Genomic DNA, 17,232 nt, shown 5'->3' on the forward strand with positions numbered 1-17,232 from the left:
CGCAAACTCGGCGACCCTAAGCAAACTGTACGACCCCGAGGTGAAACTGAGCGACCTTGACCGCAAACTCGACGACCCTAAGCAAACTGGACGACCCCGAGGTGAAACTTAGCGACCTTGACCGCAAACTCGACGACCCTGGGCAAACTGGACGACCCCGAGGTGAAACTTAGCGACCTTGACCGTAAACTCGACGACCCTGGGCAAACTGGACGACCCCGAGGTGAAACTGAGCGACCTAAACCGCAAACTCGACGACCTTCAGGGGAAACTATGCTACACCTCCCCGAAAAAAACGACAGATTCTCAATGAGAACCCGCCGCCTTTTCTTTAGCCACTTTAACTATTCCACTTTCGATGATAAATAAAAATCGTCAAGAGCACAAACAGCTCTGATACGGGTATTGCCAGCCAGACGCCTGTTAAACCAAATAAGCGTGGAAGAATCATCAGTAAAATGAGCAAAATCACGATTTCTCGTGATGCTGTAATCCATGTTGCCATCCGAATTTGTCCGATGGATTGGTAATACGTCATCATAACAAAATTGGTGCCCATGAAAAGATAAGCGATGAAAAATAGCTGAATGCCTGGAATCGCATATTCCATGACCTCTTCAGGGAAATCACCGAACAAGCCGACAATCGGCCCCGCTGCAAATAGCCCAATGAGGAAGAATAATATGCCTGCCCCAACAACGGTTCCAATCGCCATCCGAACAGTCTTTTTCATCCTTGCTTCATCTTTCGCACCCTTGTAATAACTAATGAGCGGTTGAATCGCAGACCCCATGCCTAAAAAGAGCAGCAACATGACACTATGCACATAATTCAATATAGTAAAGGCGGAGACACCCGCGGTTCCGGCCATATGTTCAAACGTAACATTATGCGAAATCGTAAAGACTGAAATCCCCACCTCCGCAAGAAAACTAGGGAATCCAATAATAGTGATGAGCAGGAAAAGCTTACGATTGAACTTGAAACGGACAAAACGCAGATTGCTTTTTTTACGGAAAAAATGTGTACTCAATAGTACAAGTCCAACAAATGCCCCGATAATCGTTGCCATAGCCGCACCCGTCACACCTAAATCGAGCACGAATAAGAAAATATAATTCAAACCGATATTGACAATAGCTGAAGTGACCAATGCAATCATTGATAAATTGGGTCCTCCATCATTTCGAACTAATATACTCAGTGCATTTTCAACCGTGAAAACAAATCCGAACAGCAATAAAACATTCATATATTCCGTAACGTATGGAAATGTATCAGCATTTGCGCCTAAAAAATAGGCAATTTCCGTTCTAAAATAATAGGCGGATAAACCAATAATTGTTGTGAAAGCAAATATAGCAATGATGGCATGCGAAAAAATGACACGTGCTTCGCCAGGATTTTTCGCACCCATCGCCGCTGAGTAACGAGTCGCCGCACCGATTCCAATCCATAGCGACATTGCTACAAATAAAGTATAAACAGGTCCCGCGATACCTACTCCAGCAAGCGCAGTCGGACCTAAGCGGTTACCAACCATAATGCCATCGGCCACAACATTGATAGCCATCAACAGCATCCCGACCATCGAAGGAATCAAATACCTGAAAAACGACTTACCAACAGGATCCGTATCCAAACGATTGACAGCTTGTTCTTTTTTCATATCCATTTCAATTCCTTATCTTTTTATCGTTTTCGGAAAACAAATCAATTGCGCTTAAGGACTACAGGGGGAAAGGATTGAACTGCATCCTTCCTTGTAGGTCATGCAGGCGTTGCCACAGGACGTGGCGACCTTAGCCTGCGTTCCACTAATCAACAGGGAGTTGAATTCCCTGTTGATCCAAAGAAAACGATTTTAGTTTTTTAAGTTTTATTCAATCAAAAAATAAACTGGCAACTACAGTGCCAGTATTCCCATTTTTACTGCTCTTGCACCATTCCCGTCAATAAAACATCCACAATCGTCTCAAATGCTTCTGTCACAGAAATGCTATTCGCTAAAAAAAACTGCCGATCCATCGTTGTATTGGTAGCATCAATGATTAATCTCATTAACAAATCGATATTGCCCTTTTTAATAACACCCGTGCGCATTCCTTCTTCTAGAAGCTCCTTTAGATCATCCCACTGATGCATCTCACGATTGACCCTTTCCCACTGTGCAGGGTAAGAGCGCTTCAGCTGTTCTAAAATACGCAGGTCGTAAAACTCATTATATTCCGGTACGACAGCAATAACTTTACGAATTTTCCCCAACAAGTTCAGTGCAGGATCATTCAGGATACGACGTGTCTGTTCGTCGAACTCGGCAAGTGTGATGTCTATAATGGAGTCTAAAATATCGACTTTCGATGAAAAATGCTCATAAAGCGTACGCTTACTAATGCCAAGCCGCCTCGCCAAATCATCCATCGTAAACTTGATGCCATTATTTCGCGTTTCCTCAATAAAAGCATTGATGATGCGTGTCTTCAACCTCTAATCCCCCCTAAAAACTCTGAACACATTTACAGTTTTACTAGTTCAATCCTATATAATAAAAGGGCTGTTTGTCTAGTATAACGACACGCACCCCTTCTTTCACTTTACACATTAAAACCGACTAGCAGCACCACGTATTCCAGCTTCGCCTTTGTATCGGCTTGCTTCAATGCGTTGTTCTTTCCCTTGCAATAGCGGATGAGTCAGATAGCTCGCGACCTCTTGACGCACAGCTTCGACCAGCTTCGGATGGTGATTAAAGACGCCGCCACCAAGGACGATACAATGTGGATCTGCAGCAACGATAATATGATAGACTGCTTTCGCTAACGTAGTCACAGCTTCGTTAATAATCGGTAAAACTTGTTCATCGCCTTGGTAATAGCCTTCCATCATTTCTTTCAGCGTTAGCGTCGGATTATCAAACACCCGTCTGCCTCTCTCTTCCATAGCAGGGCCAGAAACAAGTGATTCCAGCGTTATACCAGGCTTATCCGTCAAATTAAAACCCATTTCCCCCGCCATACCGGCTCCACGTAAAAACGTACTGTTATGGATCGAGCAGCTGGAAATCCCTGTACTTAATGTCATATAGACAAACATTTCCTTTGTAAACTCGCGGGCCTTGTACTCCCCCCATGTCGCCATATAGACATCATTGTCCACGACGATAGGCATATTTGGAAACTCGGTAGCTAGTCGATCCTTTAGTGGGAAATCCCGCCAAGGCAAGTTATTTTGCAAGATCGCTATCCCTTTTTCCACATCAATAATGCCCGGCAATCCAACTGAAATGCCTATAACATCAGCAATCGCTATACCCGCATTCGAGCAAATGTCCTTGAATGAATCGATTAATGATTGCAGTAACTTTTCACCATCATTTTTTTCACTTTTTATTTCATTCGCAACGACTAATGTACCATCTACTTTAAATAGAGCTGTTGCTAGTTTAGTTCCGCCGATATCAGCAGCAAGTATGTATTCCATGCCCAGTTCTCCTCCGATTTTAACATCTATTATTCTTTCATTGTAATACAGCAAAGTTATTAAGTCATCTGAAAATTACAATAAAAAAAGCCCGACATCAACGCCAGGCCCAGTCTTGTCAAATCATCATTTCTTCCTTCTTAACGATATAAATTTTCTTTTCACGTCCCATAAGAGACGAAATGTTCAATAAAGCGTGTAAGCGTAGCTGTTGTTTTAAAATCGTATGTCTGGAGGCTTTCACATAAATAGAAGTGCCTTCCATGAATGTCACAATTGATTGGCCTTTCCCGACTTCAGTCACCGTATAACGATGATTAAATAGCCACACACAATCGGCATTTTGAGGTGATGCGGTTGGACACACACCTAATTCATTGGGTGCAATAAGAAATGGTGGCTTCTTGTCATAATTTAAAAGAATTGTCGCGGCTTGAATACGGCCCTTCATCGTCGAAAAATGATATAGACAGGCCTTGTTAAGTAACTGATGCGGTGATAGTTTGGAAAAATAATTGCCATGGGTTGTAATGATTTTTGATTTGTAATCTCCAGTGAAAACTGATTCTAGCGCCAATGTTCGTGTGTCAATCAAATAAGAATCACAGTGTAGCAATACAAAATCCCCCTTTTGCGATTATATATCTACAGTACCATTCTCCCTTCTATTTGAATAGACTAAATTCACCAAAAATATGGAGTATTATGGATTAAATTGTCACATACGTAACAGAGGTTCATATCTTACATACTGTTTGGCGCTTCAAACATCACAAATGTGCATTGGTGTCTCTAATTCTAATGCACTACGATGAAGTCACCCGGGAATACAAAGCATCGTGCACGGTCGGGAAGGCCGCCAACTTGATGATTTTTGAAGATGTATTAGAGCAATATGAACCGATGATTTCTGCCTCAATTCGAAAATTGAATATCTATCGTGACCACGAACAGTATAGACAAGCAGGCCGCGTCGCCTTATGGCAAGCATGGCATCGCTTTGATGAAAACAAAGGGAATTTCACAGCATTTGCTTTCCGCAGTATACGTGGCGCCATGTTGGATGAATTGAAAAAAGAAAGCCGATTCGAAGAGCATAATATGCCAATGGAAGATGAATTAGTCGAAAACGTCGTAGATCTAACCATTTTTTCGGACTGTGAATGGTCTGACGGTCTCGCCGAGGCACTCGCTTTATTGTCCAACGCCGAACTCGAACTCGTCCATTGGTTATTTGTCGAAGGACTCTCCCTTGCAGAATGCGCTACCCGATACGGTATCACAGTCGCTGGCATTAAAAAACGTAGAGAGCGCATGTTGGTTAAATTGAGGAATTTGTTGGCACATGACAAGTACCAGTAGTTTACACGAAAGGAGAAGAAGGGTTATTATTAGATAGGTACAAATCTATCGACAAAGGATTGTCTGTTACTTATGAAAAAAGAGCATAAAAAAGAATCGCGCTTACACTTGGTATTTCGTTTTATTTTTATGATGCTGGGGGCTACTATGGCCGCGGCGTCCATCGAATTATTTTTGGTGCCTAACTCCATCATTGACGGCGGCATCATCGGGATTTCACTCATTCTCAACTTTATTACCGGTATTCCATTTGGTATTTTAATTCTTGTTATTAACTTACCTTTTCTGTTCTCCGGTTATAAATATATCGGCAAAAACTTCTTCATCTCATCTACCTTTGCCATTATCGCATTAGCACTCATTGAAGCACCTCTTAAATCAGTCGGTCCTTTTGTGACAGACCCACTGTTAGCAGCTGTTTTTGGCGGTTTACTGCTAGGTGCTGGTGTTGGGATTGTTATTCGTAATGGTGGGGCTTTGGATGGTACGGAGATACTCGGTATTTTATTGACGAGGAAAATTCCTTTCTCCGTTGGGGAATTTGTGATGTTTTTCAATATCTTCATCTTCGGATGGGCCGGTTTTGTACTTGGCTGGGAGCATGCGATGTACTCCATCCTGACTTATTACATCGCCTCCAAAACAATCGACGCAGTCATTCAAGGGTTGGATGAAACAAAAGCGGTCATCATCATTTCTGATGAATTTGAGGAAATGGGCAATGCCATTAGTCATCGCCTAGGTAGAAGTGTCACCAATCTAAAAGGCTACGGCGGTTATAGTAATCTAGAAAAAGACGTAATTTACGTCGTTGTCACACGCTTGGAGATCACCAAGTTGAAGACAATTGTCTATGAAACAGACCCAAATGCCTTCGTCACAATCATGGCTGCCCAAGAAGTACATGGCGGACAGTTTAAGGTGCCGATACATTAAAATCACCCCTCTTCTATGTGAAGGGGGTGATTTTTTTATTTTGTTGGAGGGGTTGGCGAGAGAAACGTTGGTTAGTTTTAGCGGAACGTTGCTTAGTTCCGGTGGAACGTTGCAAGGTTGGCGGCTTGCGTTGTTTAGTTCTGCGAATACGTTGCATTCTCGCGCGAACGTTGGTTACTTTCGGCGAAACGTTGTGAGGTTAGCGGCTTGCGTTGTTTAGTTCCGCGGATTCGTTGCATACTCGCACGAACGTTGCTTAGTTTCGGCGAAACGTTGCAAGGTTCGCAGCGTGCGCTGTTTAGTTCCGCGAATTCGTTGCATACTTGCACGAACGTTACTTACTTCCCGCAAAACGTTGCAAGGTCCGCAGCTTGCGTTGTTTAGTTCTAGGAATTCGTTGCATTCTCGCACGAACGTTGCTTACTGACACACTACTTGTATAAGTGGCACCGGCAAATCTAACTGAACGCAAGAAAAAACCAGACAGTCGTCAACTTGTCTGGTCTGAATTTCATCATTATACAATCGTAATGAATTATCTGAGTAGTTTCGCACCTGAAATTCTTAGCCGTTTTTCCGAACATGTCCACAACGAATACAAGAATTCGAGTGATAACACATCCGATGATAACCTGTCAGCTTACACTTCATTTTCCCAAACCATTTTCTGATGAGAATCCCCCCCATATAAGCAATAATAACGTTGCGATTTATTAGAATATTGTATCCACATTATACATTCAATATGCTTATTTTCCTACTACTTTTTATCAGAAAGTTAAAATATATATTTTCATGTATATTTCGACCTATATCGACACAAATAAAAGCTACCTATACTTGACACAAAGACATACAAAAACATTTTCAACAAAACTTCGGATCATGTATCCCTTTTCCTCCTTCCCTTCTATATAAAGGGTGAGAGGAGGTGATGACATGGTGACAATCGAATTTAAACAGGCAGTTGGGCGGGTTTACTTGGATGGCGGCTTGACGGAAGACGGCAAACTGATTCGTAAATCGAAGACGTACCGTAACATCGCGAAAAACGCAGATGCGGACAGCTTATACAAAGCGCTCGAGCAACTTGCGCAGTTATCAGATTTTCCATTTATCGGTGCAGAGAAAGTGGAAACATCTAACGTCATTAACTAATTGGCAAAGGGCAATTTGACGAAGAAAGGAGGGATGGAGGATGGCAAAAGTCTTGCAATTGAATTTCAGTACAGCAGCCGGCAAAAAGGTGATGCTGACGGTGGATGAACCCCGTGCAGATTTAACGGCATCAGCCGTGGAGAACGCGATGCAGGAAATTATCGCATCAGGCGTGTTCGTAGTGGAAGGATCACCACTTGAAACGTCAAAAGGCGCTCGTATCGTCGAGCGTAATGTGAATGAACTCGTACAGGCATAACTAACTGCAAAACCGGCTCCTCAGTTTTCTGACTGGGGAACCGTTTTTTTTAGTTCATCACAGAGAGGAGAAAACGGGATGGAACAGAGGATGAATCTCATACAGGAAATCGGCTTTCTGATATTCGTATCATTCTATCTCTTGCACCGGCTCGAAACAAAACTCGTCGCGATACACGATGTACTTCTTTCATTGAAAATAAAGTGAATGGGCCAGTTTTTGTGAATCAAATCTCGGCGTTTTTTAATCAATGTGTAAAAAAGTAACCTCCTCTGCGACCTTCAAAGGGTTCCCTGGGTGTCGGTGCAACGTCACCTCGACAAATATTATAGAACCCCAAAATAAAAAGCACTCATTTGAGTGCCTCAAGTTGCCTTATTTTCGTCAGATGATAATCCATTTTCCTGTTTATCTGCTTTTTTATTTCATTGCACAAACAATCCTGGATAATAACATAATGATAGCGATACCGTAAAGAATGCCAAATAAACCCGATGGTTGCTAATTTACGCATGTAAACATTACCGTCCCCTGGTCAATATTCGTACGGAGGTCCGTTATGGCAACTGGCTGGCATAGATATGATCGTTAGCCCCTTTAGTTTTGCGTCACTACTTTTCAATAGTTTTGCCCTCATACGTTAAACTACAAGTAGTATATCTCAAATATCCAATGAGGCATATAGTACCATATGTCCAATTTTCAATTAATTCCAAGTACTAGGTACTAGGCTCTAAGACAATTCGGGAATCAATAAGTACCTGGCACCAAAAAAATTACACTGACAATGTATCCTTATCCGTTACTAATTACTCACACGATTTGGTTTGTTGGACATTACGCCGTTCGTTGGATGCTTTTGCGAAACTGTTGAAAACTTTAATGATATTCTTTGACGCATAAAAACCACCGCTAACCGCCTATATGCTTCATACAACTACTGTTTTTATTCTATTGCGGTTGCGGTAATATTAAAAATAAAAATATCCGGGTTTGTCGCCTCAATCAGACGACATTCGGATATTTTCATTTTACTATCGATGTAGGGTATCATGTTTTTACGTAATTTGGAATGCTTGTACCCATTATTATTCTTTCAATTCGTCTTCTCCCGCCTGTCTAATTCCAGCGACAGATATTTGCTCAATTTTATCAGCTGGAATATGACCGAAGTCTTTTTGCATCCACCTCAACCATCCAACAATCATGACAATCATGATAAAGATGACCGGAACACCCGTTATAATCGCACTTGTCTTAATCGTATTCAAATTCGCACCGATAAAGATCATTGTTAATGGTACTAATGCTAACATTACACACCAGAAAAGACGGTGCATCGGATGTGGTTCTTCGTTTTCTTTTAATTTCGGGGTTGCAGTGGAAGCCATTGTAAATGCCGCTCCATCCAATGTAGTAGCAAGAAATAAAAGAGAAACAACACAAAATAGAACCATGAAAATACTACTTAGAGGTAATGTTTGTAACACTTCAATAATCGCACCCTTATCCTTGCCCGCTCCTAACATCCCAACAACATCAACCACTCCTGTTAATTGTCGATCGATTGTTAAACTGCCAATAATACCAAAGAAGGAGAAACAACCTACACTACCACTAATTAATGTATTCGAAATAACGGAACGAAGCGTTCGACCTTTTGAAACTTTTGCAATAAAAATCCCTGTAAATGGTGCATATGTTATCCAATATAACCAATAAAAGATTGTCCATGATTGTGGAAATCCAGATTGACCGATTGGATCTGTAAACAAACTCATTTGTACAAAGTTTTGCAACATTAACCCGATGGCATTCGTACTATTTGCGATGATAAAAAAGGTCGGCCCAGTGATTAGAACACCGATACATAAAATTATCGCTAATTTCGTCGTCCAATTTGAAATTCGGGCCATTCCTTTTTGTAAACCAATATAAGAACTTAATGAATAAACGATAGAGATAACCAGAATTAATATGATATTCATCATAAATGATGGTTCAATTCCAAGTACACTACTTAGCACTTCGTTCACTAACGGAACTGAAACACCCAATGTTATGCTTAAACCGCCAAAGCAAATAAAGATAAACATGATATCAACAATTCGCCCAATAACCCCATTTTGCTTAATTCCAGTTATTGAGCTAATAATCGAACTTAAACTAAGTCCTTGATTTTTCCGAACGTAAAAATGGTAACAAACTGGAACTCCAACTAACGCATATAAGGTCCATGCGCTAAAACCCCAGTGAAACATATTATAAGGTAATGCCATTTCAAAAGCTCTTTGAGAATTTGGTTCAATGCCGAGTCCCGGAGTTCCAATATAGTAAGCCCATTCAATAAATGCCCAATAAACTGTAGCAGATCCTAATCCACAAGCAATCATCATTGAAATCCATTTAAAGGTTGAGTATTCAGGTGTGGTATTTCCTAAGCGGATTTTGCCGAATTTACTAAATGCAACAAAAACAAGTAGCAAAAATCCTAAAAATGTAAATAATAGAGCACCTGAACCAAACCATTCTGTCATTTTCCCAAAAATAACATTTGCAGTAGCTTGAGATTGGGTCGGTTGAAAATATAAAAATCCTACGACAACAAGTACAAGTGCAACACTTAAAGAGATTAATAATTTATCAACTTGTTTTGTCATATCTATTCCCCGTTCTAGTAGTTTATGTTTATCTTCAATGCATTCATCCGATTAAGTTTCGGATAGTTTATTTGCAAATTACATATTCATTGTTACATTCTATACTTTTCAATTAAGGTTTCATCCAGCTCGACACCTAATCCAACTGTATCTGGAACTTTTATGAAACCGCTTTCAATCGGAAGTATATTCTTCACTAACTTTGTAAATAAAGGACTTTCGCTTTGAGAGTATTCCATTAAGTCACCGTCTTTTATTGACGCTAGAAACTGAACAGTAGCTGCTAAAAGAATTCCTGTACTAAAGCCATGTGGAATCATTTTGATGCCATTCATTTCAGCCATATTGTTAATAATGCGCATCTCACTTATTCCACCGCAACGAGTAATATCCGGTTGGATAATATCTGGTTGAGCTTGTTTTATAAAATCATCAAATTCATATCTTGTAGTCAAAGATTCTCCACCAGCAAGTTTCGCTCCAGATAGTTTCGATAATTTACGATAACCTTTCATATCATCAGCTAACACTGGTTCCTCAATCCAATTTAAATTAAATCGTTCAACCTTTTTAAACATATCTGCTGAATGGCTGTACGTTTTCCATTTAGAAGCTAAATCAATTTGCAGTTCGAAGTCCTCACCTAGTTCTTCTCTAACTGCTTTAATGATTTCATAATCGGTACGGGGATCATCCCCTAAAATTCCTCCACCGAATTTCAAGCTCGTGAATCCTTTTTCTTTTAGTTTTCGAGCGATTATTTTATTTTCATCAGGAGTATCTGCAGGGATAAACGTACCATATGCTCGAATTTTATCTCGATACTTCCCACCTAATAGCATGTAAATCGGGACTTGATAATATTGAGAAGCGATATCCCATAAGGCAATATCAATCGCGCTCATTGCATGGATTCCTACTCCACGCCTTCCTAAATAGTTCGACGACCAATACATTTTATCCCATAGTCTTTGAATCTCTAAAGGGTTCTCACCTAGTAAAAGCGCCTTTAATCCCGAGCAGTAAAGATTTGAATTCGGCGCTTCGATGACTGCCCTAGCAACTAAGGGAGACGTATCACTTTCGCCAATTCCTACAAGACCTTTGTCTGTAATCACTCGAACGATAAACGCATCTTCCCCCCATTCACAAGCTTGGTCGATTGGTGGAACCCTAAGAGTAATTACTTCTATATCTATTATTTTCATCAGTAAACTTCCTTTATATAAAAATTTTCTGAACTCCATCGGTATAGTAATTTCTACATAATAGATTCAATCCATTTTCTAGTATGTTATAATACATTTTGCAGAATCCCTTAAAGTACGAATGGTTGCCCCCATCTATTTTAATGTGGATTCTGTTTTTATTCTGACCAGCCTGCTTCATCGAAAGACAACTTGTAAATAGCCGTTTTTTCAATCAAAGACCAATCCATTTCAATGCCTAGTCCATTCCCTTCCGGAGCATGAACATAACCTTCCCGGTCAGTTCTAATTGTAGTTATTGCACCAAATTCCAATGGTTCTACCGGAACTGCTTGCTCAAAATATTTGCTATTATTACAGGCAAGCATCAAATGTAAATTAGCTGCTTGTGATAGCGTATAACCCCATGACTGGAGTTCAACTGTCATCGAATTGGCTTCTGCAATCCCCATTATTTTTTTAGTTTGCGTTATCCCACCTGCAAGAGTGGCATCTACACGCACACTTGACCAGCAACTGTTTTGAATCCCTTGTTCAATTTGATTCAAACGGAGCAAGGTATTCCCAGCTGCAATAATCGGAATATCAACTCGGGATTTCAGTTCTTTATAGCCTTCCAGGTCCGTATCTGGTAAGGGTGCCTCAAACCAAATATAATCGTATTTTTCCAATATCCTCGCTGCCTTTAACGCCTCTTCCCTGGTATAAGCTGTTTCCACATCCAGCATAAATTTTAAACCAGAATCCTTAAACACCTCATGCATCGCTTTTACCAAAGCCATATCTTCTTCAAACGTGCACCACGTATGAAATTTAATCACTTTATACCCTTGCTCTTTTAATTGCTGAACATGTTCGATATAGTCTTCAATACTTGGTAAAAACGGTGTACTTGCATAGGACTGAATTTTATTTCTTGCACCACCTAACATCTGATACAGCGGCATTTCCGCATATTTAGAGACTAAATCCCATAACGCAATATCAATCGGCGATTGAGCCTGAGGTGTCATTTGGACACATCGACTTGCCATTAATGCATAAATTTCTTCTCTGTTAAATGCTGATTTTCCGATTAAGAATGGAATCAGATGTCGGATGGACTCGACCAAACTTTTATCCATGCCTTCTTCCGTCCAAGAAATTGCACCACCAAATCCTTCGTAACCATCGCTAGTTTGTATTTTGACAATTGTATTGGTGATTGTCAGGTCAGAATAATGAGATGATGTTTTGTATTTTGCATCAGGTCCAGTTACAACAAACACTTCTACTTTAGAAATCTTTAGTTTGGTCTTCTTCAAAGCGATATTCCCCCTTTAATTTTTGATTAGTTTAAGTTTGCGCATCCCCCCTTTCAATAAATTGATCTCTCAATCTAATAAATATACGTCCGGAATGTTCGTATCAATAATATGTTTTCTCAATGATTCAACGGCTAGTTCTAAAGATTTCCCATTAATGAGAATGTCAATCAGCTCCTCATGATCGACGAGCCATTTTTCCAGTGTACCTGACTTGCTATTCTGATATAAAAAGTGAAGTCTAATTCTATGAACAATGCTTTCCCAAATTCGAATCACATTATCGAGTTTGGAAGACATTACAATTAACTCATGTAATTGAATATCCAGATCAATGAATGTTGGATAATCTTCATAGTGAATTGCCTTTCTCATATTTTCAAGGATCAGTTTAAATTGTTCATTCGTCTCATCGCCCCAGGTATCAAACCCCTTTTTTAAAGCATATGTTTCGATATGAAGGCGCATTGGAATTAATAATTCAAGCACTTCTTCCTGTGAGATAGTCGTTACCCTTGTATCCTTATAAGGTTCAGATATAAGCAAACCCTCCAACTCTAAAAGTAGCATCGCTTCACGAACGGATGTTCTGCTAACACCTAAATCCTGTGCCACTTGCAACTCCGTAATTTTCTCACCTTGTTCCAATTTACCTTCAAATATAGACTTTTTTATTTGTTGTGCTATTTGGTGTTTTAATGAATTTTTAGAGAAGTTAGCATTCACTTAGTTACTCTCCTTTTAAATTTTGTCTAATTGTCGACAATCTATTTATACAGTTATTATATTTCGAATAATATCAATTGTAAATACCCTTTCTATAATTAGTTTGCGAACATCAAGTAACACCAGAAACAATATTAATAGCAGTGCGAATCAATGCCATTAACAAATAAGGACCCAAACACGAAAAGTGTAGATCATTATTAAATGTTGTAATACAATTCCAATCGTTTTAGCCCCCCCACCGTGAAGACTAAGAACTGAACTGACCAATACACTATTTTTTTGTTATGCGATATATAGCTAGCTCCTGTTATTAAGCATCGAAAAACCTCTCATTTATCAGTCGCATGAGAGGTTTTTGGGATTCCGTTATTCAAGTTTGTATAGGTACTAGGTGCCAGTCAGTCAAACTTTATTTGATTTGTTGGACACCCTAAGCATTGGTCTTATTAGTGGACCTTATGATTAGAAACTCGATGTAGTCAAATCGTATCTATAACATGCAACCGCTTCGACTTGTTTAAAGCCTTCTTGAATATATAACGCCTTTGCTCTCTCATTGTCGGCATTCACACAGAGGATAGTCCTATCATAAGATTTTTCCTTCGCAAAACGTAACGAAGCCCTCAGTAGACTTCTACCTAAGCCTTTCCCTTGATACTCGGGTAAAATTGCAATGGGCCCGATATTCATAATTAATGAATTTTCATATTCGTCATCGGAACCCCTGATGACCCCAATCGGCCGGTCTCCATGATAGAGAATCATTGATCCGCCTTCTATATTATCTTCATCTGCCATCATCTTCCGCACCATTTCCGGAGTGATTGGCGTTTCACTACCTTGCAGCTTTGCAAAGCCTGCATTCCGGACCTCACACCAAATCTCTTCATCTCTTCCCGATTTGAATGGCTTAATCTCATAATCCTGTGGTAAGCCTAATTCAGGCACCTCTATATCCTCTCTGACAAGCACGAAAGAATACCTCTCCACAGTAAACGCCAATCCTTCAATGAGCCCAGCTAATTGATTATTGACGGTCGGAACAAACAAGAAGACCTTATCCAGACCAGCTGTATGTTTTAAAACAGTTTGCATCATCATGGAATAGCATTCAAGATTCCCGATTTCCGAATGGAATATCCGAAAGCGTGCCTTCCTTCCCCGTTTACTATAATCATCGATCATGAGCGAGACTGCGCCTATAAGATCCCCTTGCTGGCCAGTAACGATATACGTTGGATTTTCATCATTCAGCTCGAAGTCCCGCAAATCTTCATCATACAAATATGAATCATCCAGCTCCATCCTATGCTTCTTGCAGTACTCCAAAAAGTCATCAATCCGATCATTTTTCAAAGCTTCGATTCTCATTTTCTCTACTCCTTTTTTGAGGGATGTCAGTCACTTGAATAATCGGTACCTGTGGAACAAAACAACTGAATAATACCATGCGCAGATACCTAAAATTTAAGATATAGTGCTGACCTCCCCCGATATTAACATGCCAGGGCAAAAAAAAACACGGCTTTATAAGGGCGAGCTTTTATAGAATTTAGCCATTCAAGCCCTCCATATTTCCGTGCAGTCATCGAAGCATAAAAACATCCGAAATCTAGCTGGCTACTACGCTGGTGTCTTGCGTGAACTCATTGACATGGCGTTATTTTGTGAGATTTTCAAAGAATAGGATATGCCTTTGGAAGCTTTTCTCCTTAGATAAACAAAGTCGGCCGTTGTTGCTTAACAGACATTACGTATCGAATCTCTTTACAACAAAATTTGTGGATCATGTATCCCTTTCCCTCCTTCCCTTCTATATAGAGGTTGAGAGGAGGTGATGACATGGTGACAATCGAATTTAAGCAGGCAGTTGGGCGGGTTTACTTGGATGGCGGTTTGACGGAAGACGGCAAACTGATTCGTAAATCAAAGACATACCGTAACATCGCGAAAAATGCAGATGCGGACAGCTTGTACAAAGCGCTTGAGCAACTTGCGCAGTTATCAGATTATCCATTTATCGGTGCAGAGAAAGTGGAAACATCTAACGTCATTAACTAATCGACAAAGGACAATTTGACGAGGAAAGGAGGGATGTAGGATGGCAAAAGTCTTGCAATTGAATTTCAGTACAGCAGCCGGCAAAAAGGTGATGCTAACGGTGGATGAACCCCGTGTAGATTTAACGGCATCAGCCGTGGAAACTGCGATGCAGGAAATTATCGCATCGGGCGTGTTTATAGTGGAAGGATCACCACTTGAAACGTCAAAAGGTGCTCGTATCGTCGAGCGTAATGTGACTGAACTTGCACAGGGATAACTAGATTTACAAACCGGCTTCCCAGTTTCCCGACTGGGGAGCCGGTTTTTTGTTCATCACAGGGTGGAGGTAACGGGAAGTACAGAATTTTACCCAACAGGAGCTCTGCTGGCTGCTGGAAGGCTTGTCTATTCAACAGCCAAAAGCGATTCAAGCACCATCCAAATCATCATTTTATGTTGGAGTATCTGTAAGCAAAGAAAAAACAGAGGGGTGCGATACCCCACTGTCTGTTTAGTTCTTTGGTGTGTAGATTTTTTGAAGGAATCTACGTTGTTAGTACCTTACTTTTTGAGATGCTACAAAAGCCTCGTGACGTTGAAGGAATGCCGATACTTGTGCTCGTGTTAAGATTTGGTTTGCGTTGTAGTCTTTTACCGTTGTTGCTGACGTTAGTTTGTTCTTAATCATGAAGTTAATCGCTGTCGCCTCAGTCACCTGCTGACCTTCATGCATAGATACTAAGATTTGTGCTAGTTTACCCCGTCTGATACCTTGAGTTGCCGCTTTTTGCTTAGTAGTTGATGACTCGTTTGCTAAAGTTGGTAAGTTGTACTTTTTAGCGATTTTGTAAGGTACGTTGTATGCCCATTTAGATGATGCTTTGGTTGAACCGTACTCATCAGAAATCATGTAACGGAACATAATCATTAAGAAGTGTGCCTCAGTCAATTGATTTCCTGGTTTTAAGTGTGTCTCATGCTTTTTAGTTTTCGGATTCAGTACGTTACTGTAACCTGAAATGTAACCCCGTTCAACGGCCCAAACCATGTCTGCTGCCCACCATGCTTTAGGGTCGAAGTCAGCGAATTGCTTAGAGTATTTGCTGTAGTCGGTTGCTGTTGTTACTGGTGGTTTTGGTGGTGTTTGAGTTGCGGTACCTTCTGTTGTGAATGACCAAGAGTAAGAGTCTTTAGTCTCGTTGATATCATAGTAAGTAACAGCCACAGTGTATTTTTCACCTTTTTTCAACTCAGCTTTTGGTACTAGGTACATTATATTTCCACTTGTGTCAGGTACGTTATTCTTGTTATGAGTCGGAACAATTGCTCCTTTACTATCTTTTAAAGTCATTACTCCTTCAGTAAACCAACTTATCGCTTTTCGAGGGTTGTAAGAAATCATGTAACCCGATGTTTTTACCCCGTATTTTTTAAGTGGGTCCGGGTCTTCCTTTATACTAAATAATGTCGGTGCGTCTTTCTGTCCGTTATACGGATAAGAAACTGCTTTGTTCCCTACCCCATCGGAGTTGTCCGTGACAACAACAATTGCCCCACCATCTATACCAATTCCAACAGTATCATAGGATGAACTTAAAACCACTTCTCTATGGTGTATACCTTCAACAAAGTTACTTATTCCTTTTTTAACAGTCATACTAGTACCGTAAGTAACTCCCTCGGTTCCTGAGCTAATAGTGTACCCTGCTGATTTTGCTCTATCCCGATAAGTAATCCCAGTAAATCCTGATTTACCTGATGTTTGGTCATGGGATGCAGTTTTTACGTGCGTTACTAGGTATTTTGCATGCGACTCAGCCGATTTTGATAAAAATGGGTCGATTTTGTATGGTTCTAAACCTACTGAAGTTCGATATTTGTTGATTTCGTTAAAGGCTTCGACTACCTCTGCTGAGTAGGTGTACCCATCGATTTGGGTGGAACTTGCGTGTACTGCATGAGGTTCTTGAACTGCGTCTACTGCAAGGAAACCTCCCGTGAATACTGCTGCGATTGCGAATGAACGTATTAAATTTTTGGGCATAATTATTACCCCTCCTAGTTTGTTTAGCGTCTACGATTTACTTTCCCTA

At 40.4% G+C, this 17,232-nt stretch carries 16 protein-coding genes and 1 riboswitch; of the genes, 6 read left to right on the plus strand and 10 right to left on the minus strand.

The window, feature by feature from the left end; all coding sequences use genetic code 11:
- Positions 1-340 precede the first annotated feature (340 nt).
- From R2B72_RS14115 to R2B72_RS14130, 4 genes are all read right to left on the minus strand, one after another.
- On the minus strand, positions 341-1,669 hold the full coding sequence (locus tag R2B72_RS14115) for an MATE family efflux transporter (RefSeq protein WP_318617309.1): 1,329 nt from the start codon (positions 1,667-1,669) through the stop codon (positions 341-343).
- A gap of 260 nt (positions 1,670-1,929) precedes the next feature.
- Positions 1,930-2,484: a TetR/AcrR family transcriptional regulator gene (locus R2B72_RS14120; RefSeq protein WP_318617279.1), complete on the minus strand. Its 555-nt coding sequence runs from the start codon at positions 2,482-2,484 to the stop codon at positions 1,930-1,932.
- A gap of 117 nt (positions 2,485-2,601) precedes the next feature.
- On the minus strand, positions 2,602-3,480 hold the full coding sequence (locus R2B72_RS14125) for an ROK family protein (RefSeq protein ID WP_318617281.1): 879 nt from the start codon (positions 3,478-3,480) through the stop codon (positions 2,602-2,604).
- A 118-nt stretch (positions 3,481-3,598) separates the two neighbouring features.
- Entirely contained in the window at positions 3,599-4,096 is a 498-nt protein-coding gene (locus tag R2B72_RS14130; RefSeq protein WP_318617282.1) for a competence protein ComK, read from the minus strand.
- 251 nt (positions 4,097-4,347) lie between these two features.
- On the opposite strand from R2B72_RS14130, the gene R2B72_RS14135 reads away from it, so the two are divergent.
- The 4 genes from R2B72_RS14135 (at position 4,348) to R2B72_RS14150 (ending at position 7,195) form a co-directional block, all read left to right on the plus strand.
- Positions 4,348-4,842: a sigma-70 family RNA polymerase sigma factor gene (locus tag R2B72_RS14135; RefSeq protein WP_318617310.1), complete on the plus strand. Its 495-nt coding sequence runs from the start codon at positions 4,348-4,350 to the stop codon at positions 4,840-4,842.
- 72 nt (positions 4,843-4,914) lie between these two features.
- Positions 4,915-5,778 carry a YitT family protein gene (locus R2B72_RS14140; protein WP_318617283.1) on the plus strand — a complete coding sequence of 288 codons (864 nt, stop codon included), beginning with the start codon at positions 4,915-4,917 and terminating at the stop codon, positions 5,776-5,778.
- 939 nt (positions 5,779-6,717) lie between these two features.
- The gene (locus R2B72_RS14145) at positions 6,718-6,936 is read left to right on the plus strand and encodes a DUF1659 domain-containing protein (protein WP_318617285.1); all 219 of its coding nucleotides are present in this window, start codon (positions 6,718-6,720) and stop codon (positions 6,934-6,936) included.
- A gap of 40 nt (positions 6,937-6,976) precedes the next feature.
- A complete protein-coding gene (locus R2B72_RS14150; protein WP_318617286.1) occupies positions 6,977-7,195 on the plus strand; it encodes a DUF2922 domain-containing protein in 219 nt (72 codons plus the stop codon).
- Positions 7,196-7,753: 558 nt separating this feature from the next.
- A riboswitch (cyclic di-GMP riboswitch) is annotated at positions 7,754-7,837 on the minus strand.
- Positions 7,838-8,283: 446 nt separating this feature from the next.
- On the opposite strand, the gene R2B72_RS14160 is transcribed toward R2B72_RS14150, so the two are convergent.
- The 5 genes from R2B72_RS14160 to R2B72_RS14180 all read right to left on the minus strand — a co-directional run bounded on the left by R2B72_RS14160 (position 8,284) and on the right by R2B72_RS14180 (position 14,467).
- Entirely contained in the window at positions 8,284-9,855 is a 1,572-nt protein-coding gene (locus tag R2B72_RS14160) for a BCCT family transporter (RefSeq protein WP_318617288.1), read from the minus strand.
- Positions 9,856-9,947: 92 nt separating this feature from the next.
- On the minus strand, positions 9,948-11,063 hold the full coding sequence (locus tag R2B72_RS14165) for a mandelate racemase/muconate lactonizing enzyme family protein (protein WP_318617289.1): 1,116 nt from the start codon (positions 11,061-11,063) through the stop codon (positions 9,948-9,950).
- Between the two features lie 158 nt (positions 11,064-11,221).
- Positions 11,222-12,367: a mandelate racemase/muconate lactonizing enzyme family protein gene (locus tag R2B72_RS14170; RefSeq protein WP_318617291.1), complete on the minus strand. Its 1,146-nt coding sequence runs from the start codon at positions 12,365-12,367 to the stop codon at positions 11,222-11,224.
- A 69-nt stretch (positions 12,368-12,436) separates the two neighbouring features.
- Positions 12,437-13,093: a GntR family transcriptional regulator gene (locus R2B72_RS14175; protein ID WP_318617292.1), complete on the minus strand. Its 657-nt coding sequence runs from the start codon at positions 13,091-13,093 to the stop codon at positions 12,437-12,439.
- 465 nt (positions 13,094-13,558) lie between these two features.
- Complete coding sequence (locus R2B72_RS14180) at positions 13,559-14,467, minus strand: GNAT family N-acetyltransferase (protein WP_318617294.1); 909 nt, start codon at positions 14,465-14,467, stop codon at positions 13,559-13,561.
- A 471-nt stretch (positions 14,468-14,938) separates the two neighbouring features.
- Here R2B72_RS14180 and R2B72_RS14185 point away from each other — a divergent pair, with 471 nt between their 5' ends.
- Together R2B72_RS14185 and R2B72_RS14190 are read left to right on the plus strand one after the other, a co-directional pair.
- On the plus strand, positions 14,939-15,157 hold the full coding sequence (locus R2B72_RS14185) for a DUF1659 domain-containing protein (RefSeq protein ID WP_318617296.1): 219 nt from the start codon (positions 14,939-14,941) through the stop codon (positions 15,155-15,157).
- A gap of 40 nt (positions 15,158-15,197) precedes the next feature.
- Positions 15,198-15,416, plus strand: a complete 219-nt coding sequence (locus tag R2B72_RS14190; RefSeq protein ID WP_318617297.1) for a DUF2922 domain-containing protein — start codon at positions 15,198-15,200, stop codon at positions 15,414-15,416.
- 276 nt (positions 15,417-15,692) lie between these two features.
- Here R2B72_RS14190 and R2B72_RS14195 read toward each other — a convergent pair whose 3' ends face one another.
- Complete coding sequence (locus R2B72_RS14195; RefSeq protein WP_318617298.1) at positions 15,693-17,183, minus strand: CAP domain-containing protein; 1,491 nt, start codon at positions 17,181-17,183, stop codon at positions 15,693-15,695.
- Positions 17,184-17,232 lie beyond the last annotated feature (49 nt).

This window comes from Sporosarcina sp. YIM B06819, assembly GCF_033485175.1.
Classification (GTDB): Bacteria; Bacillota; Bacilli; order Bacillales_A; family Planococcaceae; genus Sporosarcina.

Coding starts and splice junctions, on each gene's coding strand:
- R2B72_RS14190 (WP_318617297.1), top strand. CDS start 15,198: ATGGCAAAAGTCTTGCAATTGAATTTCAGTACAGCAGCCGGCAAAAAG.
- R2B72_RS14125 (WP_318617281.1), bottom strand. CDS start 3,480: ATGGAATACATACTTGCTGCTGATATCGGCGGAACTAAACTAGCAACA.
- R2B72_RS14150 (WP_318617286.1), top strand. CDS start 6,977: ATGGCAAAAGTCTTGCAATTGAATTTCAGTACAGCAGCCGGCAAAAAG.
- R2B72_RS14135 (WP_318617310.1), top strand. CDS start 4,348: ATGATTTTTGAAGATGTATTAGAGCAATATGAACCGATGATTTCTGCC.
- R2B72_RS14140 (WP_318617283.1), top strand. CDS start 4,915: ATGAAAAAAGAGCATAAAAAAGAATCGCGCTTACACTTGGTATTTCGT.
- R2B72_RS14180 (WP_318617294.1), bottom strand. CDS start 14,467: ATGAGAATCGAAGCTTTGAAAAATGATCGGATTGATGACTTTTTGGAG.
- R2B72_RS14145 (WP_318617285.1), top strand. CDS start 6,718: ATGGTGACAATCGAATTTAAACAGGCAGTTGGGCGGGTTTACTTGGAT.
- R2B72_RS14115 (WP_318617309.1), bottom strand. CDS start 1,669: ATGAAAAAAGAACAAGCTGTCAATCGTTTGGATACGGATCCTGTTGGT.
- R2B72_RS14195 (WP_318617298.1), bottom strand. CDS start 17,183: ATGCCCAAAAATTTAATACGTTCATTCGCAATCGCAGCAGTATTCACG.
- R2B72_RS14185 (WP_318617296.1), top strand. CDS start 14,939: ATGGTGACAATCGAATTTAAGCAGGCAGTTGGGCGGGTTTACTTGGAT.
- R2B72_RS14160 (WP_318617288.1), bottom strand. CDS start 9,855: ATGACAAAACAAGTTGATAAATTATTAATCTCTTTAAGTGTTGCACTT.
- R2B72_RS14165 (WP_318617289.1), bottom strand. CDS start 11,063: ATGAAAATAATAGATATAGAAGTAATTACTCTTAGGGTTCCACCAATC.